Annotated in this window: 25 protein-coding genes; 9 read left to right on the plus strand and 16 right to left on the minus strand. The window is 71.6% G+C overall.

Annotated features, from left to right (window positions below):
* Positions 1-47: 47 nt before the first annotated feature.
* The 6 genes from ACQP2P_RS44040 to ACQP2P_RS44065 all read right to left on the minus strand — a co-directional run bounded on the left by ACQP2P_RS44040 (position 48) and on the right by ACQP2P_RS44065 (position 6,792).
* Positions 48-1,262 (minus strand): RNA polymerase sigma factor, encoded by a 1,215-nt coding sequence (locus ACQP2P_RS44040; protein WP_433611359.1) that lies wholly within the window; start codon positions 1,260-1,262, stop codon positions 48-50.
* A complete protein-coding gene (locus tag ACQP2P_RS44045; protein WP_433611361.1) occupies positions 1,259-1,600 on the minus strand; it encodes a YciI family protein in 342 nt (113 codons plus the stop codon). The genes ACQP2P_RS44040 and ACQP2P_RS44045 overlap by 4 nt, the downstream gene beginning before the upstream one ends.
* A 67-nt stretch (positions 1,601-1,667) precedes the next feature.
* A complete protein-coding gene (mgrA, locus tag ACQP2P_RS44050) occupies positions 1,668-2,657 on the minus strand; it encodes an L-glyceraldehyde 3-phosphate reductase (RefSeq protein ID WP_433619527.1) in 990 nt (329 codons plus the stop codon).
* A 57-nt stretch (positions 2,658-2,714) separates the two neighbouring features.
* Positions 2,715-3,758: a suppressor of fused domain protein gene (locus ACQP2P_RS44055; protein ID WP_433611363.1), complete on the minus strand. Its 1,044-nt coding sequence runs from the start codon at positions 3,756-3,758 to the stop codon at positions 2,715-2,717.
* A gap of 193 nt (positions 3,759-3,951) precedes the next feature.
* Complete coding sequence (locus ACQP2P_RS44060) at positions 3,952-6,189, minus strand: hypothetical protein (protein ID WP_433611365.1); 2,238 nt, start codon at positions 6,187-6,189, stop codon at positions 3,952-3,954.
* 96 nt (positions 6,190-6,285) lie between these two features.
* A complete protein-coding gene (locus ACQP2P_RS44065; RefSeq protein WP_433611367.1) occupies positions 6,286-6,792 on the minus strand; it encodes a hypothetical protein in 507 nt (168 codons plus the stop codon).
* A gap of 277 nt (positions 6,793-7,069) precedes the next feature.
* Between ACQP2P_RS44065 and ACQP2P_RS44070 the strand changes: the two genes are divergently transcribed.
* Positions 7,070-7,741 carry a class I SAM-dependent methyltransferase gene (locus ACQP2P_RS44070; protein ID WP_433611369.1) on the plus strand — a complete coding sequence of 224 codons (672 nt, stop codon included), beginning with the start codon at positions 7,070-7,072 and terminating at the stop codon, positions 7,739-7,741.
* Here the strand turns inward: ACQP2P_RS44070 and ACQP2P_RS44075 are convergent.
* Positions 7,661-8,044 carry a hypothetical protein gene (locus tag ACQP2P_RS44075; protein WP_433611371.1) on the minus strand — a complete coding sequence of 128 codons (384 nt, stop codon included), beginning with the start codon at positions 8,042-8,044 and terminating at the stop codon, positions 7,661-7,663. The two genes, ACQP2P_RS44070 and ACQP2P_RS44075, sit on opposite strands and share 81 nt — an antisense overlap.
* Positions 8,045-8,141: 97 nt before the next feature.
* Between ACQP2P_RS44075 and ACQP2P_RS44080 the strand changes: the two genes are divergently transcribed.
* Complete coding sequence (locus ACQP2P_RS44080) at positions 8,142-8,318, plus strand: hypothetical protein (RefSeq protein ID WP_433611373.1); 177 nt, start codon at positions 8,142-8,144, stop codon at positions 8,316-8,318.
* Between the two features lie 3 nt (positions 8,319-8,321).
* Here the strand turns inward: ACQP2P_RS44080 and ACQP2P_RS44085 are convergent, their stop codons facing one another.
* Complete coding sequence (locus ACQP2P_RS44085; RefSeq protein WP_433611375.1) at positions 8,322-8,783, minus strand: carboxymuconolactone decarboxylase family protein; 462 nt, start codon at positions 8,781-8,783, stop codon at positions 8,322-8,324.
* A 102-nt stretch (positions 8,784-8,885) separates the two neighbouring features.
* Between ACQP2P_RS44085 and ACQP2P_RS44090 the strand changes: the two genes are divergently transcribed.
* From ACQP2P_RS44090 to ACQP2P_RS44100, 3 genes are read left to right on the plus strand one after another with little or no spacing between them, the layout of a single operon-like run.
* Positions 8,886-9,725: a sigma-70 family RNA polymerase sigma factor gene (locus ACQP2P_RS44090; protein ID WP_433611377.1), complete on the plus strand. Its 840-nt coding sequence runs from the start codon at positions 8,886-8,888 to the stop codon at positions 9,723-9,725.
* 10 nt (positions 9,726-9,735) lie between these two features.
* Positions 9,736-10,209 carry a hypothetical protein gene (locus ACQP2P_RS44095; RefSeq protein WP_433611379.1) on the plus strand — a complete coding sequence of 158 codons (474 nt, stop codon included), beginning with the start codon at positions 9,736-9,738 and terminating at the stop codon, positions 10,207-10,209.
* Entirely contained in the window at positions 10,206-10,388 is a 183-nt protein-coding gene (locus ACQP2P_RS44100) for a hypothetical protein (RefSeq protein ID WP_433611381.1), read from the plus strand. The genes ACQP2P_RS44095 and ACQP2P_RS44100 overlap by 4 nt, the downstream gene beginning before the upstream one ends.
* Here ACQP2P_RS44100 and ACQP2P_RS44105 read toward each other — a convergent pair.
* The 4 genes from ACQP2P_RS44105 to ACQP2P_RS44120 form a co-directional block, all read right to left on the minus strand.
* Complete coding sequence (locus ACQP2P_RS44105; protein WP_433611383.1) at positions 10,385-11,146, minus strand: SDR family NAD(P)-dependent oxidoreductase; 762 nt, start codon at positions 11,144-11,146, stop codon at positions 10,385-10,387. The genes ACQP2P_RS44100 and ACQP2P_RS44105 overlap by 4 nt on opposite strands.
* A gap of 35 nt (positions 11,147-11,181) precedes the next feature.
* Positions 11,182-12,387 carry a hypothetical protein gene (locus tag ACQP2P_RS44110; RefSeq protein WP_433611385.1) on the minus strand — a complete coding sequence of 402 codons (1,206 nt, stop codon included), beginning with the start codon at positions 12,385-12,387 and terminating at the stop codon, positions 11,182-11,184.
* Complete coding sequence (locus tag ACQP2P_RS44115; protein ID WP_433619529.1) at positions 12,380-12,895, minus strand: SigE family RNA polymerase sigma factor; 516 nt, start codon at positions 12,893-12,895, stop codon at positions 12,380-12,382. The genes ACQP2P_RS44110 and ACQP2P_RS44115 overlap by 8 nt, the downstream gene beginning before the upstream one ends.
* 409 nt (positions 12,896-13,304) lie before the next feature.
* Positions 13,305-13,436 carry a hypothetical protein gene (locus ACQP2P_RS44120; RefSeq protein ID WP_433611387.1) on the minus strand — a complete coding sequence of 44 codons (132 nt, stop codon included), beginning with the start codon at positions 13,434-13,436 and terminating at the stop codon, positions 13,305-13,307.
* A 348-nt stretch (positions 13,437-13,784) separates the two neighbouring features.
* On the opposite strand from ACQP2P_RS44120, the gene ACQP2P_RS44125 reads away from it, so the two are divergent.
* Entirely contained in the window at positions 13,785-15,743 is a 1,959-nt protein-coding gene (locus tag ACQP2P_RS44125) for an IPT/TIG domain-containing protein (protein ID WP_433611389.1), read from the plus strand.
* 362 nt (positions 15,744-16,105) lie between these two features.
* Here the strand turns inward: ACQP2P_RS44125 and ACQP2P_RS44130 are convergent, their stop codons facing one another.
* Entirely contained in the window at positions 16,106-16,855 is a 750-nt protein-coding gene (locus tag ACQP2P_RS44130; protein WP_433611391.1) for an SDR family NAD(P)-dependent oxidoreductase, read from the minus strand.
* Positions 16,856-17,871: 1,016 nt separating this feature from the next.
* Entirely contained in the window at positions 17,872-18,804 is a 933-nt protein-coding gene (locus tag ACQP2P_RS44135; protein WP_433611393.1) for an RNA polymerase subunit sigma-70, read from the minus strand.
* Positions 18,805-18,916: 112 nt separating this feature from the next.
* On the opposite strand from ACQP2P_RS44135, the gene ACQP2P_RS44140 reads away from it, so the two are divergent.
* A complete protein-coding gene (locus tag ACQP2P_RS44140) occupies positions 18,917-19,270 on the plus strand; it encodes a VOC family protein (RefSeq protein WP_433611395.1) in 354 nt (117 codons plus the stop codon).
* Positions 19,267-20,328 carry a DUF2461 family protein gene (locus ACQP2P_RS44145; protein ID WP_433611397.1) on the plus strand — a complete coding sequence of 354 codons (1,062 nt, stop codon included), beginning with the start codon at positions 19,267-19,269 and terminating at the stop codon, positions 20,326-20,328. Before ACQP2P_RS44140 ends, ACQP2P_RS44145 begins: the two co-directional genes overlap by 4 nt.
* Positions 20,329-20,380: 52 nt before the next feature.
* Here the strand turns inward: ACQP2P_RS44145 and ACQP2P_RS44150 are convergent, their stop codons facing one another.
* The gene (locus ACQP2P_RS44150) at positions 20,381-20,509 is read right to left on the minus strand and encodes a hypothetical protein (protein WP_433611399.1); all 129 of its coding nucleotides are present in this window, start codon (positions 20,507-20,509) and stop codon (positions 20,381-20,383) included.
* Between the two features lie 22 nt (positions 20,510-20,531).
* A complete protein-coding gene (locus ACQP2P_RS44155) occupies positions 20,532-20,948 on the minus strand; it encodes a hypothetical protein (protein ID WP_433611401.1) in 417 nt (138 codons plus the stop codon).
* A 386-nt stretch (positions 20,949-21,334) separates the two neighbouring features.
* Here ACQP2P_RS44155 and ACQP2P_RS44160 point away from each other — a divergent pair, with 386 nt between their 5' ends.
* Positions 21,335-21,883, plus strand: coding sequence for a TetR/AcrR family transcriptional regulator (locus ACQP2P_RS44160; RefSeq protein WP_433611403.1), 549 nt, complete (start codon positions 21,335-21,337; stop codon positions 21,881-21,883).
* Positions 21,884-21,983 lie beyond the last annotated feature (100 nt).

Genomic DNA, 21,983 nt, shown 5'->3' on the forward strand with positions numbered 1-21,983 from the left:
CTTTCGAGCATCCCACTCGGCGGCAAGATGGTCGAGCGCCGGCGCGGTCAGTTGGTAGCAGGAGGGAGGTTCGAGCGTTGCGTCAGCAGAAAATCACGCTCCGCACTGTTGCCGGCCAACTCGGCCGCCTTCTCGTAGGCCTTCTGCGCCTCGGACGAACGACCGGCCCGCCGCAGCAGGTCGGCCCGCACCGCGTGGAACACGTGGTAGCCGGGCAGGTCGAGACCCTCGGTCAGCCGCAGGCCCGCCTCGGGGCCCTGCACCTCCGCGACCGCGACGGCGCGGTTGAGCGCGACGACCGGCGACGGCGCGACCGTCAGGAGCTGGTCGTAGAGCTGGACGATCTGGCCCCAGTCGGTCGCCTCGGCCTCGGATGCGTCGGTGTGCACCGCGTTGATCGCCGCCTGGAGCTGATAGGGCCCCGGACGATCGCGCCGCAGGCACTCCCGCACCAGGCGGTGCCCCTCGGCGATCGCCACCCGGTCCCACCGCGAGCGATCCTGGTGTGGCAGCGGCACCAGGGCCCCGGCCTCGTCGACGCGGGCCGGGCGCCGGGCCGCGGCCAGGATCATGAGCGCCAGCAGCCCCGCGACCTCGGGCTCGTCCGGCATCAGGCCGCGCAGCATCCGCCCGAGCCGGATCGCCTCGGCGCACAGGTCGTCGCGGACGAGCCCGTCGCCCGAGCTGGCCGCGTAGCCCTCGTTGAAGATCAGGTAGACCACCGCGAGGACCGCGGCCAGCCGGTCGGGCAGATCGGCGGCGCGCGGCACCCGGTAGGGGATGCCGGCGTCGCGGATCTTGTTCTTGGCGCGCACGATGCGCTGGGCCAGGGTCGCCTCCGGCACGAGCAGCGCCCGGGCGATCTCGGTCGTGGTGAGACCGCCGAGCAGCCGCAGCGTGAGCGCCACCTGCGCGTGCCGGGCCAGCGCCGGATGGCAACAGGTGAAGATGAGCCGGAGACGGTCGTCGGGCTCGTCCGGGGGAAGGTTGTAGATCAAGTCGGCCTCGGCATGCTTCTCCGCGCGGCGCGCCTCGCGCCGGAGCCGGTCGATCGCGTGGTTGCGCGCGGTCGTGATGATCCAGCCGGCCGGACTCGGGGGCACCCCCTCCGACCAGCGCTGCACCGCCGCCGCGAAGGCCTCCTGGACCGCCTCCTCGGCGAGGTCGAGGTCGCCGAAGCTGCGGACCAGCACCGACACGGCGCGGCCGTACTCCTCCCGGAAGACCCGCTCGATGGTCGTCGGGGATGCCCCGCTCATCATCGGAAGGGCCGCACCTCGATCGGGAGCGTGGTGGCCTCGGCGCAGCGGCGCCCCCACTCGAGGGCCGCGTCCAGGTCCTCGCACTGCACGATCGTGAAGCCGCCGAGGTGCTCCTTGCCCTCGACGAAGGGGCCGTCGGTGACGAGCACGTCGTCGCCCTTGGGCCGCAGCGTGGTCGCGCTCGACGGCGGGTGCAGACCGCCGCTGAACACCCAGACCCCGGCCTCCTTGGCGCTGCGCTCGAACTCGGCGACCCGCTCCATGATCTTCTGCAGCTCCGCGGGCGCCGGGGGCTCGCCGACGCTCGGCTCGATGACGGCCAGCAGGTACTGCTTCATGGTCTCCTCCAGACGGAACGAAGCGACTTCCACCCGCTGTACGAACCGGGCCGCCCCGAAATCGACATCAGTGGGCGCTGGATTTCGCCCAGAGGTTGATGCCCGACTCGGTGGCGTGCCGGTCGATCGCGGCGAGCTCCTCGGCGGAGAAGTCGAGGTTGGCCAGGGCCGCGACGTTGTCCTCCAGCTGGGCGATGCTGCTCACCCCGATGAGCGTCGAGGTGACCCGCGGGTCGCGCAGCGTCCAGGCGAGCGCCATCTGGGCCAGGCTCTGGCCGCGCTGCGCCGCGATGTCGCGCAGGGCTCGGACCTTGGCCAGGTTCTCCTCGGTGAGGAAGTCGGCCGACAGCGAGCTGTTCTCGCTCGCCCGGGAGCCCGCCGGCACGCCGTTGAGGTAGCGGTCGGTGAGCATGCCCTGGGCCAGCGGCGAGAAGGTGATGCAGCCCATGCCCTCGCGGTCGAGCACGTCGAGCAGGCCGTCCTCGATCCAGCGGTTCAGCATCGAGTAGGACGGCTGGTGGATGAGGGCCGGGGTACCGAGCCCGCGCAGGATCTCCGCCGCCTGCGCCGTCTTCTCCGGGGAGTAGGAGGAGACGCCGACGTAGAGCGCCTTGCCCGCGCGCACCGCGGCGTCGAGCGCGCCCATGGTCTCTTCCAGCGGCGTCTCGGGGTCGAAGCGGTGGGAGTAGAAGATGTCGACGTAGTCCAGGCCCAGCCGTTTGAGGCTCTGGTCGAGGCTCGCGGTCAGATACTTGCGGGAGCCCCAGTCGCCGTAGGGTCCCGGCCACATGTCGTAGCCGGCCTTCGAGGAGATGACGAGCTCGTCGCGGTAGGGGCGCAGGTCGGTGGCCATGATCCGGCCGAAGTTCTCCTCGGCCGAGCCGTAGGGCGGGCCGTAGTTGTTGGCCAGATCGAAGTGGGTGATGCCCAGGTCGAAGGCGCGGCGGGCCAGCGCCCGGTGCCCGTCGAACGCCCGGTCGTGGCCGAAGTTGTGCCAGAGCCCGAGGGAGACGGCCGGCAGCTTCAATCCGCTGCGGCCGGTCCGGCGGTATTGCATCTGCTCGTAGCGTGAACCATCTGCGGTGTACGTCACGGCTTTCACAGTAGGACGGGGCTAGCCGATCGTCCGGACGATGTCGCCCTGCGGGTCGCGAATCTCCGAGCGCACGACCTCGACGACCAGCGGCTCCGCGCCGGGGGCCGCGCGGACGCCGGCCACGGGCACCAGCACCTGCAGCAGCCCGTCGAGCGCCTCGCCGGTGAGCACCACCTCGAGCAGGTCCTCGGTGCCGGGCGCGGTGCCGACGAAGAAGCTGCCGGAGGCGAACTCGGCGCTGCTCTCGGGCCCGTCCAGGCGCAGCGTGCGGCCGAACGGGAGGCGGCCGAGCAGCGTCTCGGCGACCACCGGGACCACGTGCGCGCCCATCACCAGGCGGACCAGGTCGCCGTCGGGGCGCCAGCCGAACTCCGCCAGCGCGAGGGTCGCGGTGGCGGAGCCGTCGAGGCGGCGGCCCTCCTCGACCGTCTCGGCCACCTCCGGGTCGGCGGCCACGGACGCCCGGGCGAGGTCGGTGACCAGCAAGGGGATGCGCCGGGCGAGCAGTTCGAGGAAGTCGCGCACGCTCCAGGCCTGGGTCGCGGCGTATTCGTCGGCGGTGATCCCCACGACCTGCAGGAACTGCACGGCGCCGTTGGGCGAGTCGATGGCGCCCAGCTCCGGGTCCTCGGTGAACACGACGGCCCGGATGAGCGTCTCGCGGTCCAGCGCGATGGGGCCGTTGAGGTCCATGTGGTGGTTGGGCTCGAACCAGTTGCCGGTCTGGAAGACGTAACGGGCCAGGTTCTGCAGGAAGTTCGCGGCCCAGATCGGCGGCTCGGTCTCGCCCCGGTCGCGGGCGATGCGGAAGGTGAACTCGAAGCCCCAGCCGGACTCGTCGGGGTTGTCGGACTGCTTGCCGTAGAGCTCGCTCATGCCGTAGGAGATCGCGTGCCAGTGGGGCACCGGATCGAGCCGGGGATAGAAGCTGATGCCGTCGAGCGGATCCGGGCCGCCGAGCGCCCACTTGCGGACCGTGCCCAGGTGACGTGGCTCGACGCCGGGGTAGATCCGCTCCAGCGCCGCGTCGATCGCGTCCCAGCCGGGCGTTTCGGAGGTCATGCGGTGATTAAACCCGTTCGATGGCCGTCCGGCATGTCCCGCGAAAATCCTTCACCTCCACACCGCCGAGTCGATCATGTCCGAGGAGAGGCCGATCCCGTCGGACGGGCACCGTGGATGAGCTGGTTCGCCGATCGGCACACTGTGCGCACTGGCGATGGGACGTTGGCGACCCCGGCCGAGCGCGGTGAGGCTAGATGCCCAGGCGGGCGGCGACCGTCTCGGCGGACGGGTGGCCCAGGCGCTCGTAGATGGCGTGGGCCCGTCGCCACAGGCCGATTGCCGGGGCGCCGTCCAAGGCGTCGCCCAGGCGGGTCGCGGTGTCGGCCTCGTCCAGGCGGTCGCCCAGCTCGGTGTAGCGGTCCAGGGCCGCGCGCAGGTGTTCCAGGGAGCGGTCGCGTTCGCCCAGGGCCGCGTGGACCCGGCCCAGGTGCGCCAGGGCCGCGGCCACCTCGTGCGGGTCGTCCAGGTCGCCGCGCACCGACAGGGCCGCCTCGCCGTGGGCCACCGCCTCGGCGGCTCGGCCGGCCTGGGCGTAGTGCCAGGCCGCGGCGGCGTGGGCGGCGGCCTGGCCGTGGCGGTCGCCGGCCCGGCGGAAGAGGGCCAGCGCCAGTTCGTCGTGGACGATGGCCTCGGCGAAGCGGGCCATCGACTCCAGCAGGGCCGCGAGGTCCTGGCGGCAGCGGGCGGCCGCGGCCGGTTCGCCCTGGGCCAGGAAGCAGTCGGCGGCCTCGCGCAGGCGGCGGAGGGCGGACTCGTGCTGGCCGGTGCGCAGGTACCCGGCGGACTGGGCGCGCTGGGCCCTCGCCAGCAGGGCCGGGTCGCCCAGGCGCTCGGCCGCGCGGATGGCGATCGCCTGCGCGGCGATCCGGTCGTCCCACCGACCGGCGGCGTCCAGCTCGGCGTCGACGGCCTCGGCGATGCGCCAGGCATCCCGGTGCCGGCCGCGTCGCATGGCCAGGCCCAGCACCGCGAACTCGGCGCCGTGCTCGACGAGCCGGTCCTGCATCGCGCCGCGCTCGGCGTCGGAGGTGCGGGCGGCCGCGTGCTCGCGGAGCAGGGCGTGCATCGCGTATCGGCCGGGGCGCACCTCGGTGACGAGCCGTGCCCGCCCCAACTCGGCGAGAGCATCGGCCGCTAACCGTCCACTGAAGACACGCGCGGAAGAGGTGCCTTCCATGGGGTCTGCGGCGGTTGCGATCAGGACGGCGGCGTCGGCGGGTGACAGGTCGGGGCCCGGGTGGGCGCCGAAGCCGCGGAAGAGGCGGCGGGCGTCCGGGGTCAGCCGGTCGTAGGCCCAGGAGAACGCCGTCGCCTCGGTCAGGGCGTCGGCCACCGCGGCCAGCCGAAGGTCCGGGTGCAGCGCCACACGCGCCGAGACCACCGCCAGTGCCATGGGCAGCCGGCCGCACGACGTGATGATGCGGTCCACCGCGTCCGGCTCCGCCGCGACCCGCTCGGCGCCGACGCGCGCGGCCAGCACGGCCCGCGCCTCGGTGCGGTCGATGGCGTCCAGCACCACCGTGGCCGCACCGTCCATTTCGGACAGCTTCGCCAGGCCGCCGCCGGAGCGGCCGCCGACGCCGTCGACGGTATCGCCCTCGACCGCGGCGGAGCGTCCGGGCCGCGCCCCAGCCGCGTCGAGCCCGAACAGGCCGCCGCGGCCGGTGATGAGGGCGACGCTGTCGCCCGCGGCGGGCAGGAGCGGACGCACCTGGGCGGCGTCGGCGGCGTCGTCGAGCACGAAGAGTACGCCGCGGCGGGCGGTCAGGGTGCGGAACAGGCCCGTGCGGGCGGCCACCCCGAGCGGCAGGTCGGCCGGGGCCACGCCGAGCGCGTCGAGCAGGACGCGCAGCGCCTCGGCCGGCGGGAGGGGTGGGCCGGACGGGTCGGAACCGCGCAGGTCCAGGAACACGGCGCCGGCCGGGAAGCGGTCGGCGACGCGATGTCCATAGTGGACGGCCAGGGCCGTCTTGCCGACGCCGGCCGCGCCGCCGATGACCACGGCCCGCGCGCCGGGCAGGAGGCGGTCCAGGCGCGCGACGACACCGGCTCGCCCCGCGAAACCGGGCGGTGGCGGCGGGAGGGCCCGCGACCCGGCGCCGGGCGCCGAGCTCCCGAGCGCCGGCGAGCGGGCGGCGGCCGGGGACCAGGGCAGGACTGTCTCGATGCGCGAGCGGGCGGAAGCGAAGGCGAAGCACTCGGCCGGCGAGGCGCCGAGCAGGCGGAGCAGCGCCTCCAGGCGCTCGGCGGGCGGCAGGGCGCGGCCGTCGAAGTACGCGCCGATGACGGCGTGCGGCCAGCCCGTGCGCGCGGCCATCTCGCCGAAGGTCAACGGGGACGACCGGACCCGCCGCGCCTGCCTTCGTCGCAGGTCACGCAGGAGTCCGGAGAGCTCGTCCAGGGTGGAGACACCCGACGGATCTACCACGTCGGGAAGCCTGCCACAGCGGTACAACTTCGGCTTGAGAAAAACGGCGATGCCCCGCCCGCGATGACGCAGAGCGGGGCACCACCACACGCAGCGTCAGGCGCAGATCGCCTCGAGGTCCTTGCTGGCGGCGTCGATGTCGCTCGTCAGCTTGTCCATGTCGGCGATCGAGTTGATCTTCGACAGGTACTCCGGCGAACCGAACAGCTTGATGCCGTCGGCGCCCTTGTCCAGCGCCGCCTGCAGCTTCGGGTCCACGGCCTCGGCCTTGAGGGCGCGCAGCTGCTCGGCCAGCGCGTCGGCGAGCTCCTTGGCCTTGGCCGCCGCAGCGGTCTCGGCCTGCTTGTTCTTCGAGCCCTTCGCCGCGATCATGATGCCGATCTGCTCACCGATGGGCTTCACGTTCGCCTCGGTGATGACGGCCTCGGCCTTGCCGCAGACCTGCTTCGTGTTCGCCTTCACGTCGGGCGTGGGACTCGACGTGGCGGCGGCGGTGGCGCCGGTGGAGGAAGCGGCCGAGGTGCCGCTGTCGGAGGTGTCACCGCAGGCGGCGGCAGTGCCGACGAGCGCGGTGAGGATGGCTACGGTCAAAAGCCGTCGCACGTGGGAGTCTCCTCAATGTGTGGGTTGCGTCACGCCTTGGCGTAGCTCCGGGCATTCCGGGGCCCTGGGAGCAGGCGGACGCCGGAGCGTAGCAGCCGGGGATGTCCTCGCGCTGCCTCACGTGAGCCTCGGCGCCGCCATGCGAGCAGGTCGAGCGCGGCGCGGAGGGTGCGCGGGACCGGCGCAGGGCGGGGTCGACGGCCGATCCGGTCACGGTCTCGCACGCGGCACCTTGCCGATGTCAGCCATGCTCCTGAAGGCTGATGACGTGCCCGACATGACGCGCCCGGATTTCGAACCCGCGACCGCCCGCTCCTACGACGCGCTCTCCGCCGGCCATCTCGACATCATCAGCTCGGACCCGTCCGATCGCGCCCACCTGGAGCTGTTCGCGGCGGCGGTACTGCACGCGCCCGGCCCGGTCGCCGACGTCGGCTGCGGCGCGGGCCGCCTCACCGCGGTCCTGGCCGAGCTGGGGCTGGACGCGTTCGGCGTGGACCTGTCCCCCGCCCTGATCGCGATCGCCCGCGCGGCCAATCCGCACCTGCGCTTCGAGGTCGGCTCGATGTTCGACCTGGACATCCCCGACGGCTCCCTCGCGGGCCTGCTCGCCTGCTATTCGATCATTCACGTGCCGTGGGAGCTGCGCCCGGCCGTGTTCGAGGAGTTCCGCCGCGTCCTGCGCCCCGGTGGCGTGCTGATGCTGGCGTACCAGGTGGGCTCCGACGCCAAACACCGCGACTCCCACGACGGGCTCGAGCTCGACGTGACCTGGTATCGCCAGCAGCCCGGCGAGCTCGCCGGGCTGCTGCGGGAGGCCGGATTCCAGGTGTCCCACGAGGCCGTGCGCCCCGCCCGGGAGGGCGAGCTAACGCCCCATGGCCACCTGCTCGCGACGGCCGGCGGGCGCCCACAGGAACACGATCGCGGCGACCTCGCCGACGAGTGACAGCGCCTGGAGCGCGACGATCGGCACCGCGTAGCCGGGCATCTGCGCGATCACGCCCGGCAGCGCGGCGTGCGCGAGAATCTGGATGCCGAGCACGAGCGTGAGGATGCGGCGCGCCTTGGGCCGCCCGCTGCGCAGCTTGTACGCGCGCAGCGGCAGCAGCACGGCGAGCACGAGGTGCGGCACGGCGGCCCCGATGCCGGCGGACCCGAGCGCCACGAGCGTCACCCCGATCGCGAGCACGTGCAGCGCGGCGATGGCGAGGACGGCGGCGAGGGTGCGGTTCATGTTCTTCTCGGTCATGGCTACGACGGTATGAGCGAGCGGGCCGCCGCACTCCTGCCCGTCGTCATCGCCGCACCATGACCGATGTCATGGTGCCGCCCGTTAGGTTCGGGCCGTGACGCTCCACGCGAGCGCCGAGACGTTTGCCGGGCGGCCCGTCGTGGACGTGGCGCCGGGCGAGCCGCTGCCCGAGGTCGACGGGCCGGCCGCGGAGCTGCCGGGCGTGGACGTCGACGTGACCGATCAGCAGGTCGAGGGGGGCTGGGGGCGGTACACCGCGGTCTGCGAGTGAGGCTCAGCCCCAGATCTGCGGCGCCTGGGTGCGGGTCGCCGCGTTGATGCGGTTGAAGAAGTTCGTGGTCGCGATCCACAGCACGATCGCGCCCAGCTGCTCGTCCGTGAAGTGCTCCGCGGCCGCGTTCCAGATCGGGTCGGGCACCGCGTCGCCCTTGTCGGCGAGGCGGGTGGCGTGCTCGGCCAGGTCCAGGGCGGCGCGCTCGGCGTCGGTGAAGTACGGCGTCTCGCGCCAGGCCGCGACGGAGAACAGGCGCTCGTCGGTCTCGCCGGCCTTGCGCATGGCCCGCGCCCCCGAGTCCACGCACGGGCTGCAGCCGTTGATCTGGCTCGCCCGCAGGTGCACGAGCTCCAGCGTGCTCTGCGGCACGCCGGCCGAGTGCGCGGCCTTGTACAGCAGGTTGATCGCCTTGACCACGTCCGCACTGGCCGTCGTGGTGGTGTCGATTCGAGCCTTCGACATCGTCGTCTCCTGTCACATCGGGGCGGTTTGCTTCGTCGCCCGTTTGACGAGCGCACTCGCGATAACGTGACGAATGTGGCGTAGGCCACAAAAGGGGTGGACATGACCGGCGACGAGGCGCTGGCCCGGCAGTTCGAGGAGCTGCGACCGCGGCTGCGGGCCGTGGCCCAGCGCATGCTCGGCTCGGCCGCCGAGGCCGACGACGCCGTGCAGGAGGCGTGGCTGCGGCTGGCCCGCGACGACCGGGAGAAGGACAACCTCGCCGCCTGGCTCACCACCGTGGTCGGGCGAATCTGCCTCGACATGCTGCGCGCCCGCACCAGCCGTCGCGAGGATCCGCTGCCGGAGGCCGGCGCGACGGCCACGGCCGACGACCCCGAGCAGGAGGTGCTGCTGGCCGACTCGGTGGGAATGGCGCTGCTCGTGGTCCTGGACACGCTCAGCCCGGCCGAGCGGTTGGCGTTCGTCCTGCACGACATGTTCGCGGTGTCGTTCGACGACATCGCCGTCGTGGTCGGCAAGAGCCCGGCCGCCGCCCGCCAGCTCGCGAGCCGGGCCCGGCGCCGCGTCCAGGACGGCCCGGCGCGCCCCGGTGAGCAGCGCCGCAACCGGGAGGTGGTGGCGGCGTTTCTCCAGGCGTCCCGGTGCGGCGATTTCGGTACCCTCCTGACGCTGCTCGACCCCGACGTGGTCATGCGCGCCGACGAGACCGCGGCGCGGATGGGCGGCCACGGCGAGACGCGCGGCGCGGAGGTCGTCGCGGCCTTCTTCAACGGCCGCGCGACGGGCGCGCGCCTGGCCGACATCGAGGGCCTGCCGGGTGCGTTCGTCGCCGCGGTGAACCTGGCCCTGGCATTCACGGTCATCAACGGCAAGATCACCGCGATCGAGGCCGTCGCCGACCCCGAAGACCTGGACGAAATGGCCATCCGACTCATCTAGACTCGCGCGAATGGAAGACGTCAACGAGATCTTCAACGACTTCGCCGCGCTCTTCACCGGGCACCTGCGCGACCCGGACGGCGAGGACGTCGTGCACGCCGACCGGCTCGACCGGGCCGCGCTGGACGGCACGCTGGAGAGCCTGAAGGTCGTGGACGCCTACCTGGAGTACCTCCACCAGCACCGCCCCGAGCGCATGGGCCCGGACTGGGCCCGCACCGTGCTGCGCGCGGGCGCCTACACCGGCGAGATCATCCGGCACACCGCCGAGCGCCGCTACGACTGGATCGACTACGACGTGTTCACCGCGGCGTACCCGGACGTCCGGCGCGTGCTCGGCGACCGGGGACTGCCCGTGGCGTCGGTGCTGTCGACCGGCGACGGCGGGTTCACGCTGCCGCTGAACAAGGTGATCAAGTATCTGGCCAACGGCTCCGAGGACAGCGTGTGGTTCTACGCGTCGGCCGAGATCCGGAGCTCGTGAAAGCTTCCGCCGACGGTATCCGCGCGCGCGATCGCAGCGTCAGCGGCAGGGGCGGCTTCCAGCGCGTCGGTACCAGACCCTCCGGCCCGACGATGCCGTCGCCGACGCTGACCAGCGCCACGACGAGCACCGCGAGCGGGATCTTCGTGCCGACCGACCGGTCCGCGACGTACGGCTAGCTCTGCTGCTGTGTGGGCCGTACCAGCATCTCGTTCACGGCCACGTGCCGGGGCCGGGCGACGATATAGGCGATGGCGTCCGCGATGTCCGGTGCCTGGAGCTGCTCGAGGCCCTCGAACCGCTGCTTGATCGTCTCGAGGATCTCCGGCCGGTTGTGCCTGGCCAGCTCGGTGGCGACGGCGCCGGGCTCGACCAGCGAGATGCGCACGAACTTCCCGGTGACCTCCTGGCGCAGGGCCTCGCTGAACGCCCCGACGGCGTGCTTGGTGGCGTTGTAGACGCCGCTGCCACTGCGCGCGATGCGTCCGGCGACCGAGCTGACGTTGACCATGTCGGCCACCCGGCGCGGCTCTTGCCCGGCGCTTTCGAGCAGGTGCGGCAGGGCGGCTCGGGCGCAGTACAGCAGCCCCATCACGTTGACGGAGATCATCCGCTCCCACTCCTCGACCGGCGCGTCGACCACGGGCCCGAGCAGCATCACCCCGGCGTTGTTGACGAGCGTGTCGAGCCGCCCGAGCTCGTCGACGGCCCGGCGCACGGCCGCCTCGGCCTGCTCCCGCTCGGTGATGTCGGCCTCGATGACCAACGCCCGCCCGCCGTTGCCCTCGATCTGCCCGGCGAGCGCGGCGAGCCGGTCCGCCCGCCGCGCCGCGAGCGCCACGGCGGCCCCCCGCTCGGACAGCGCGAGCGCGGCGGCCTCGCCGATTCCGCTGGAGGCGCCGGTCACGAGCGCGACAGTTCCTTCCAGAGTTCCCATGCCCGGGAACTACCCCGGGCATGGGAACCGAAGCGTCACCCCTGGACGATCTGGAAGTTCGCGGTGGTGCTGGTCCGCTTGTCCGGGTAGGTGGCGCCCTTGTCGTCCTGCGCGCCGACCCAGACGTCGCCCTGGGACTGGTTCGACTCGATCGGCGCGACCACCTTGATGGCGTAGACCTTGCTGCCGCCCGCCGGAATGCTGCCGCTCAGGCAGGGCACCGGCATCTCGCCGGGCTTGATCGTGCAGCCCGAGATCGCCTGGATCGTCCACGAGTCGGGGAGCCCGACCGTGACCCGCAGCTTGCCGGGCGTGGCGAACTGCGAGGTGTTGTGGACGGTCACCTTGAGCGTGCCCTCGCGGGTGCCGGGGCCGGCCGCGGTCATCGTGAGCTTGTCCACCGTGACGGACACCTCGACGGTGTTCGGGTTCGGGCCGAACACGGGCGGGCCGCCGGTCTGGGTGAACGCATTGCCGTTCCAGCCGTAGGTGCGCCACTGGTGCTGGGACGCCTGCGCCATGTCGCAGCACGGCCGGAACTCGCCGACGTCGACCTTGACCTGACCGTCGTCGCCGGCCTGGACGGACCAGATCGTCTCGATGTCGGCGCCCTGCTTGCCCTCGCTGCCGGCGCTGCCGACCACCTGCCCCAGGGTGACGATCTTGCCGCTCGCGTCGCGGTCGAAGGCGAGCACCTTGTAGTCCGACCCCTGCGGGCTGCAGGACAGGAGCATGACCGTCTCCTGCGCCCCGTCGTGGTCGACGTCGACGTACGCCGGGTCCCCCTCCAACTTCAACGGCGGGTGGGCGCCGCCGTTGCCGCCGCTGAACTTCACCGCTCCCTTGCCGCAGCCCTCGTCGAAGCCCTTGGGCCAGGCGGGAATGGTGAGGGTCGCGTTGCCGAGGTCGGTCTTGCTGATCCGCCCGTCCGGCGCGGTGGCGGTGGCGCTCGGCGCCGTCGAGGGCGCGGCCGGCGACGTCGTCGTCTCGACCGGGCTGACGGAGACGCCGGGCGTGGCCGGTGGACCATTGGAGTCGGTACCGATCGCCGCGTACGCCGCCACGGGCGTCACGATCGCGATGGCGGCGACGGCCCCCGCGGCGATGGTCCGCACCTTCTGCCGGTGCTGCACCGTGGTGCGTGCGGCGGCCGTGCCGGCGGGCTTGACGAAGGTCGACACCTCGCTGTTGAAGTCGGCGAAGGCGCTGGTGAGCAGGGCGTCGTTGTCGAACTCAGGCACGGCGGGGCTCCTTCTCGGTGAGCTGGGCGGCGAGCGCGGCACGGCCGCGGTGGAGCCAGGACTTGACGGTGCCTTCGGCAACACCTTCCTGGCGGGCGATCTCGGCGACGGGCAGGTCCGCGAGGTAGTGCAGGATCACCGCGCGGCGCTGCTGCTCCGGCAGGGTCGCCAGCGCCTGGGCGAGCGCGACCCGATCGGGACTCGGCGCGGCCACGTGCTCCTCGCGGTGCCGGCGCGCGAAGGCCATCGCGGTGCGGGCGCGCCGCCACCGGCTGGTGGCCAGATTCCAGGCGACCCGCCGGACCCACCCGGCGGGATCGTCGAGCTCGGCGACCCGCTTCCACCGCGACAGCGCGCGGCAGAACGCCTCCTGCACCACGTCCTGGGCCGCGGCCATGTCACCCGTGTAGGCGAACAGCTGGACCGTGAGCGGCCGGAAACAGGCCGCGTAGAACTCGTCGAACCCGCTGGTGCGGGCGGGCGGTCCGCTGTCGGACGGACTCTCCACTCTGCCCCCGTCAAGCAAGGTGCTCACACTGCCCTTCCTCCCCATCGCGACCGGCGTTCCGGTCGTACGGCGACAACACGCCCCAGCCCGAAGAGTGGTTGCAGTCGATCCTCTGTCATCCAGGCGACAGCTACGGCGGCGCGCTCGGCCGGTGCTGGGGCGCCCGGCGAGAGCACGACGCCGGTTCCGAGCGCAGCCGCCCGCCACCGGGTCCGCGCCGAACTCCTCAACCGGCCCGAGACCGACGGCCTCGTCCGCTACCCGAGACGATCGCCCTCGCGGCGACCCGTCGGGATCTCGGCCATGACACGGTCGCGATGCTGCTCTTCATGGGCTTGTCCACGGCTCTCCACGAGGCGAGTGTCCGGGACCCGGGAACCGGCCGGCAGGTCAACGGCGACTTCGCCGGCTACCACATCGCCACGCACGCCGACGTGCCGAGGCTGCCGTCGGGGTTGGTGACCAGCTTGAACCGCTCCCACGCGCCGACCACGGCGCGGTTCGCGACCAGCGGGCCGGGGGTGGCGGGACAACGTCCCACTCGCCCCGACGGCCGCCTGCCGCACCCGAACCACGTCACTCGCCGGTTCTGCCGTCTGCGCAGCGCCGACGGATCTGCCACCGGTTCGGCCCGGCGTTTCGGGTGCGAATCCGGCGGAGGGTCACAAAAGATATTCGCATTTGATCTACGTTCGGGGAGAACGAGCGACACCAGGTGCCGCTCCAACACCTGTACGGGGGGAAAGTGTTCGCAACGACGAACATCCGCAGGGGACCGGCATCCCGCGGACGAACCTGGGCCGGCACGGCGCTGGCCCTCGCCCTCACCGCGGCGGCTGTCGCGGTGGCCACGCCGGCACACGCAGCATCAGCACCAACGGTAACGGATGTGTCACCAGCGGCCGGCCCGCTGGCCGGCGGTACCGAGGTGACCATCACCGGCACCGACCTGACCGGTGCCACCGCGGTCACCTTCGGCGGCACGGCCGGCACCGGCCTGACGGCGGTCACCGCCACCAGCCTCAAGGTGACCACCCCGGCGCACGCCGCCGGCAACGCCGCGGTCGAGGTGACAACGCCGGACGGCACGTCCGACGGCACAGTGGAGTACACCTATATGGCCGCGCCGACGGTGACGGACGTGTCACCGCCGACCGGCCCGGTGGCCGGCGGTACCGAGGTGACCATCACCGGCACCAACCTGACCGGTGCCACCAAGGTCACCTTCGACGGCACGGACGGCACCGGCCTGACGGCGGTCACCGCCACCAGCCTCAAGGTGACCACCCCGGCGCACGCCGCCGGCGACGCCGCGGTCGTGGTCACCGCGCCGGGTGGCATGTCCAGCAGCAACAACACCCTGTTCTCCTACACGGCGGCGCCGGCGGTGACAACGCAGCCGCTCGCGCAGTCGCGCAGCGCCGGCGGCACCGCCACGTTCACGGCGGCGGCCTCGGGCAACCCGACCCCGACGGTCAAGTGGCAGGAGAAGCTCCCGAACGGCAGCTGGACCGACATGAGCAGCCAAACGAATACGACGCTGACGTTCACCACGAATGAACAGCAGAACGGCGCGCAGTACCGTGCGGTGTTCCAGAACTCGCTCGGCAGCGCGACCACCAGCGCGGCGACGCTGACGGTGACCCCCGCGCCGGGGAACGCCCCGAACGCACCGGCGGCACCGACGGCGACGGCCGGCGTGTCGTCGATCGAGGTTACCTGGACGGCACCGACCGAGAACGGCTCGCCGATCACCGGGTACACGGTGACGGCGAACCCGGGCCCGGCCACCTGCTCCACGAAGTCCAAGACCGAGACCAGCTGTGTCCTCGGCGCGAACGCGGGCGTGCCCTACACCGTCACGGTCGTGGCCCAGTCGGCCGTCGGCAACTCGGCGGCGAGCGCGGCGTCCAACTCCGTCACGCCGACGGCCCCGACGACGCCGTCGACGGCACCGACGGCGGATGCGTCGCTCACCACCGACGCCGGCCCGATCAACGCCGCAGAGCCGGGACAGCAGGTCACGATCAAGGGGTCCGGCTACGCGCCGTACTCCACGGTGATCATCACGATGTACTCGACCCCGGTCCAGCTGGGCAGCGTCATCACCGATGGCAGCGGTGACTTCACCCAGACGGTCGCCATCCCGAGCGACCTCGACGCGACAAGCCACGCGCTGGTCGCAGCGGGTGTGGACTCGGACGGCGCCGCCCGGAACCTGCGCCTGGACGTCTACGTGGCGCCGGGCGCGACGATGAAGATGTCGGGTCCGATCGTGCGCAACAGCGACGGCCGTCCGCAGATGTTCGCGCGCGGCTCGGACAACAACCTGTACACCAGCGTCCAGGCCGTCGACGGCACCTGGGGCGCCTGGACGAACCTGGGCGGACTCATCTACAGCGAGCCGGTCGCCGTGCTGGACAACAACGGGCGGCTGCAGGTGTTCGCCGTCGGCGGTGACCACTCGATCTGGAACCGCCTGCAGAACAGCGACGGCTCGTTCGCCTGGTGGGTCCCGGTGGGCTCGCCGAAGTACCTGCACTCGCTCGCGCTGACCCAGAACGACGACGGCACGGTCGTCATCATGGGCCGCGGCCAGGACGACAACCTGTGGTCGATCAAGCAGGCCTCGACATCCGACCCGAGCTCGTGGACCGCATGGGAGAACCTGAGCGGTCTCATCTACAGCAACCCGACGCTCTTCAATCGCCAGGACGGCCTGATCGAGGTCTTTGCCATCGGTGGCGACGGCCAGATCTGGCACCGAGTCCAGACCACCAAGAACACGAACAACTTCGCATGGTGGTCCCGTATCGCGATGTCGATGACCAACCACGCCGGCCTGTGACCGTACCGGCTTGAACAAACAGCACGCAGCGGGCGCCCCGGGAACCTCCCGGGGCGCCCGTCTTCATCAGCCCGACCTGGTCGAGACAACGAACCTGAGGCTCCCCCGGTAGCTCGGAGGGTGCATGACCGGTCGCCGGCCGGCTCGGGCTGAACGATGCGTCCGTGACCGTATCCGTGGTGGCCTCCGCACCGCCTCGTCACGGCGTGGGACGTGGTCCGCCGGCACTGAACCGGCTCTCGCTGGCTGTGTGCGTGGTCAGTCGGTGGTTGGTCTCGCGGTGCGCCGTCGGTCGCGTGAGGCGCGGAGGTTGGCGGCGTTGCCGCACGTTTTGACGCGATCACCCGTCCGGGATCGGTCGGTCAGAGCCCGCCGGAGACGGTGATATCGCTGCCGGTGACGTACGACGCCGCTGGGGAGATCAGCCACGACACGGCGTCGGCGATCTCATTCGGCCGACCGGCGCGACCGAGTGGACTACTCACGGCGGATTCCTTGGCTCCTCGAGTTCCGGCCGACATCTGCGTGTCGATGACACCTGGCGAGACGCTGTTGACCCGGATCCCTTCGGGGGCGACCTCGTGCGACAGGCCACGGCTGAACGACACCACGGCGCCCTTCGTGGCCTCGTACGGCACGAATCCCTGGATGCCGGGGGGCGCCTGGGCGGCGATCGAGGCGATGTTCACGATCGAGCCGCCCGTGCCGCCCCGCGCGGTGGACATCGCCTGCACGGCGTGCTTGGCGCAGACCATGGGGCCCACGACGTTGGTCTGCATCAGGCGGGTCAGGTGCTCTGCATCCTGCTCGTCGATACGAGCCTGGTCGCCGGCCGATCCGGCGTTGTTGACCAGCGCGGCCAGCGGGCCGATCTCCTGTCGTGCCCGGTCGAACAGCTCCGCGACGTCGCGCGGTGCCGTGACGTCCGCGCGCACGGCGACGGCCCGCCCACCGCGACCCCGGATGTCGGAGACGACGGACTCGGCGCCGTCGGCGTCCGCGGCGTAGTTGACCACCACGCCGTACCCGTCATCGGCCAGCTTCTGCGCGATCGCGGCGCCGATCCCCCGGCTCGCACCGGTCACGATCGCCGCGCCCTTGGTCTGCGTCATGTGGATGCCCTCCCGTCGTAGGACCTTGTTCCAGTTTTCCGCGACCCCGTGCCCCAACCCTCACCCGTTGGGGCGGGGCGGGATGGGCCGGTTTCGCCCGACGCTGGGGTCATGAGGGTCGTGGTGAACCTGACGCGATGCGAGGCGTACGCGCAGTGTGCCTTCCTCGCCCCGGACGTCTTCCGGATGCGCGGTGTCGAGGCGCTGAAGGGTACGGCGGTGGGGTCGCAGCCGCGCAGGAATTCCAGGGCCGGCCTGGCAATTGCGGCGTCGCCGTCGGCCGAGGCCCAGCTGAGCCTCCTCCACCAGCGCGGTAGGGCGTCGAGGCGGACGTTAGCGTGCGGGAACGTGCCCGTCCCGGTCAGCGTGACCCACTCGAGCGGTCGGCCGGACCGGTGAGCCCGGTCTTGGCCGACGACGGCCCAGGCGCTCGGAGGTGCAACGTGCAACAGCCAGCAGGCCGCGTTGCTGCCACCAAGATCGAGTGCGCGCTCATCGGCATCAGATCCGGATGCGTATCGGCTGCGGTGAGCGGCCCGGACGAGGGTCGACTGGGCGGTGTGCCTCAGCCAGGGTGCGGGGACTGGGCCTGGACCACGATCCGGGGACCCACTTGATCTTGGCTGACGTCATGGCATCCCAGTCCATGATCCGGACCAGCCGGCACGAACGGATCTCAAAGCACGCCCCGCGACCTGGACCGTTGCCAAACAGCGGATCCCCTTCGGAACCCAACGGGTCCACAGTGGACGAAACGCAAGAGGCGGTTGATCAGCGTTTCCGCAGGTCACCGCCTCTTGATGTGGCGCGCCCGAAGGGACTCGAACCCCTCCGCAGATCCACGCGATCCACCTTCCCACCGGCAGCGCCAGGCTCGCAGGCGGCGGGCGCCCGTGCTGGTTTGGTTCGGGTTGTGCTCGACGGTTGTGCTACGTCTGATCACATCAGGAACACATTTCGATCCCGCCGAACGCCTGCACGGTCGATGACCGAACGGGCCTCGCGCGTCGGAGACGTCACTGGTTGTAACGAAGTGTTGCCTGCGGGGATGCCGGCAGGTCGAAGACCGGGAACAGGGTCGGGCTGGGAAACCCGGTGATGGTGGTGATGGACCCGGCATGGGTGGTGAGGAGCATGATGCCGTACCCGCGGCAGGTGCCGGTGGGGTCGGGCAGGTAAGCGGCGACGGCGTGGTGGCCGTTGCCGGCGGTGACGAGGAGCGGGATCGTGTCGAGGCGGCCGTTGGCGGGGACGGTGGCGAAGAACGCGGCGACCGCGTCGCGCCCGGTGATCTCGATGGCTTCGGGCGGCATGGTGAGGCTGGCGTCGTCGCGCAGCAGTGCGGCGAGGGCGGGGATGTCGCAGGTATGCCAGGCGTGCAGGAACGCGTCGAGGACGACCTTGTCCCGGTCGTCAAGAGGCCGTGGCGTCGCGGCGCCGTTGGTGACGGTGACGCGGGCCCGTTGCAGGGCGCTGTTGACGGCCGGAACGGTGGTGTCGAGCAGCGCGGCGACGTCGGCGGCGGGCCAGGAGAGGACGTCGCGCAGGATGAGGACGGCGCGTTGGCTGCCGGGGAGCAGTTGCAGCGCGGCGATGAACGCGAGGGCGACGCTTTCACGGTTGCCGACAATCGCGGCGGGGTCGGCGTCGGGGTCGGTGAGCTGGTCGATGAGCGCGTCCGGGTAGGGCTCCAGCCAGGTGATCTCGACGGTGGCAGCCGGTGTTCGGCCGCGTCGTTCGATGGCCTTGAGGCAGGTGGTGGTGGCGATGCGCATCAGCCAGTGCCGTAGCGGCGCGCGGTGCTGGTAGCCGGGTAGGCCTCGCCAGGCCCGCAGCAGGGTGTCTTGCAGCGCGTCTTCGGCATCGTGGTAGGAGCCGAGCATCCGGTAGCAGTGCAGCTGCAGCGCTGGCAGATGCGGTGCGACGAGGTCTTGGAATTCCGAATCCACGTTTCGGACGGTACCTGCCCGGTGTGACGGGACCGATGAGTTCACCGCCCGGGCGGGATCTATCGGGGTAGGAGGCTCGACCGGGCCTGTGAGCGTGGATGGGGTAGGGCGGATGACGACGCCGTTCGTGTGGTTCGACCTGACTGTGGCCGACGGTGGGCAGGTGGCCGACTTCTATCGGGATCTGTTCGGGTGGACCTCCGCACCGGGGATGGGCGGCTACGACAGGTGGCTGGTCGACGGAGAGCAGCCGTGGGCCGGGCTGACGGTCGATGCTGAACGGCCCGGCCGCTGGGTGCCGTACGTGGTGGTCGCCGACCTCGCCGCGGCGTCGAAGCGGGCGGTGGAACTCGGTGGACGCGTGGTGCGGGAGGAGCGGGCCGGGCCGGCAGGGTCGGCTGTCCTGGTGGCCGACCCGGGTGGGGCGGTGGTGGCGTTGTTCGTCCCGGCCGGGCCGGCGGCGTGACCCAGGACGACTCCGTCGACGTCGAGGGCGACGTCGACGGTGAGCCATTGTTCTGGGATCTGGTCGAACCGATGTTCTCCGATCCGGCGGTGACGCGGTCGACGATGATGGGGCTGCCGTGCGTGCGTCTTGACGGGCGGTTCTTCGCCTCGCTCGATCACCGGACGAAGGCCCTGCTGGTGAAGCTGCCGCCCGGCCGGGTCGCCGACCTCGTCGCGGGCGGTGTCGGGGTGCCGTTCGCACCGGCCGGACGCACGTTCCGGGAGTGGGTGGCGCTGCCTCGCCCGGATGAGGAGCTGTGGCGGGATCTGCTCGCCGAGGCGAAGACCCACGTGGCCGGCGAGGTTCTCGCTCCGATCGGGCCACGGTTCGCCGGGTTCGGGCTGACCTTCCTGGCCGGCTTGGCCGACACGAACACGAGGACGTACTTCGACGCCGGCCGGGACGCCTACCGGCGGGAGCTGCTGGAGCCGTCGAAGGCGTTCGTGACGGCGCTCGCCGACACATTGCGTCCGCGGATCGACGGGCTGCGGGTGGATCCGCGGGTTGGCGGCAGTCTGTTCCGGATCGCCAACGACGTGCGGTTCAACCGGGATCAGCCACCGTACAAGCCGCACGTGGACATGGCCTTGTGGGTCGGCGACGCCGGCCCGCGAACCGATCCGGCGCTGCTGATCCGGCTCACTCCGGAGGAGGTCCATCTGGGGACCGGGGTGTTTCTCCGGGCCGGCCCGGCGTTGGACCGCTACCGGGCGGCGCTGCACGATCCCGTCGCGCTCGCCGAGCTCGACGGTCACGTCGACGCGCTGACCGAAGCCGGGGCGACCGTGTCACCGCCCACCCGACGACGGCCGCCGGCCGGGTTCCCGGCCGGCGGGACGGCCGCACAGTGGGCGATCCGGGACGGTTTCCACGTGATGCGGATCGAGCAGGTGCCGCCGGTGGTCAACAGCGCCGGATTCGTCGACTGGTGCGCCGAGAGGCTGACACCGTTGGGATCGGTGCTGCATTGGCTGGTCGAGCACACCACGCCGGCGGCGGTGACGAGGCGACGGTAGGAGTTTGCCCGGGCGGCGACGTCAACCCGCGGCTGACCGGCGGCACCACCGCTCAGCCGGTGACCGGCGCGCGGAAGAACGCATCGCTGACCTGGCCGAGCAGACAGCTCAGCTCGATGCGCAGCTCGTTGCGCAGCTGGTTGAGGGTTACCTCGGTGGTGGCGTCGAAGTGCGCGGCCACCCCGATAATCTTGATGATGCGGTCACCGATCCACGAAGTCGGCCGCCGACTGCTCAGGCCACTGGACGATCAGCGGACGCAGGTGCGATACGCCGGCGAGTTGTGAACCCGGGGTGTGCTCGGTGTGCTGGCCAGGCGGCCGCTGCTGGCACTGGTGGCCCGGGACGGCCGGTTCCTGCTCGAGGACCTCAAGCACTACGCCGAGCACGGCGAACCGTCGCCGCGCAAGCGACGAGCGCGTAACGTCGTACCGGTTCGTCCATGCTCGGCGCGCCGGCGGTCGTAGCACCCGGGTGTGGCCGTGGACGTGGTGACCGGGATCGTGATCGACCGTCGCGAGCGGGCCGGATCGGCGCGGACCGGAGCCCATCGTGCGCCGGCTGTCCCATCGGGTGGTTGCCGCCGCGTCGCAGCCGTAGCCGCGGTCGGGATGCCTCACGGCAGTGTTCAGTTTGTTGGTTGCCGTCGCCGCGGGCTGGTCCGCACCAGTGCCGGAATGATGATTGCCCCGCACGTTTCCATAGGCGCGCCGATCGCCGCAGACATCCCATGTCTACGTGTCAGGGCGATGATCGCGATGCGGCGGACTGGCCATCCCACAGCGGCGGCGATGAGTGACAACCGCCACCAATGTCCGAGTGCAAGGCCGAACAGGATGAGTGTCGGGACCACGCGGGCGACCTCCTGTTTCACTGTTTCCAACCGACGCTCGCAGCACGGCAGCACGGACAGTGGCGGATGGCGCATCGATCAGGAGTGGCCCGGGATGCTGTACGTCACGCACCGATCTTGTTTGTAAGTGCTTACTAATGCGAGGCTGCGGGCATGGGAACGCAGCGCAGCACAGCACCGCGGCGTCGTGCGGACGCGGTCGACATCGGCATGCGAGTCTTCGCCGACCACGGACTGACGACGGCGTCGGTGCAAAAGGTGGCTGACCAGATGGGTGTGTCACAGCCGTACGTTTTCCGGCTGTTCGGCAGTAAGAGCGACTTCTTTCTGGCCTGCGTGGATGAGATGGAGGGCCGTATTCGGCGGGTGCTCCGGCAGGCGGCGGCCCACAACCCGGGTGACCCGCTGCCGGCGATGCGCGCAGACTTCCGGGCATTGATCGCCGACGGCGTCGTCACCGGCCTGTGGTTGCAGGCCTGCGCGGCGGCCCGCTCCGACGAGGCGGTCGCGGCGCGTTGCCGGGCGGTGATCGGCGGGATCCTGGACGAGGCTGCGCATTGGTCCACGGCGGAATCGCGGGAGTTACGGGACACGCTCGCGCTCGGCGCGTTGGTGGTGATGCTGCAGGCGTTGAGCGTGGATCTGAGCGAGGGCAGTCAGGCCGCGATCGACTCCCTGCGAGGCCCGGGGCGGACGACGTGAATCCGGGGCCGCCGAAAGGTTCCCCCCGCGCGGCCTCTTCGGCGCGGACCGGTTCCACCCCTCGGGCAGCCGGATTCCGGCACCAGGCCGGGGTGGTAAC

It is taken from the genome of Dactylosporangium sp. CA-139114 (genome assembly GCF_050955725.1).
GTDB lineage: Bacteria > Actinomycetota > Actinomycetes > Mycobacteriales > Micromonosporaceae > Dactylosporangium.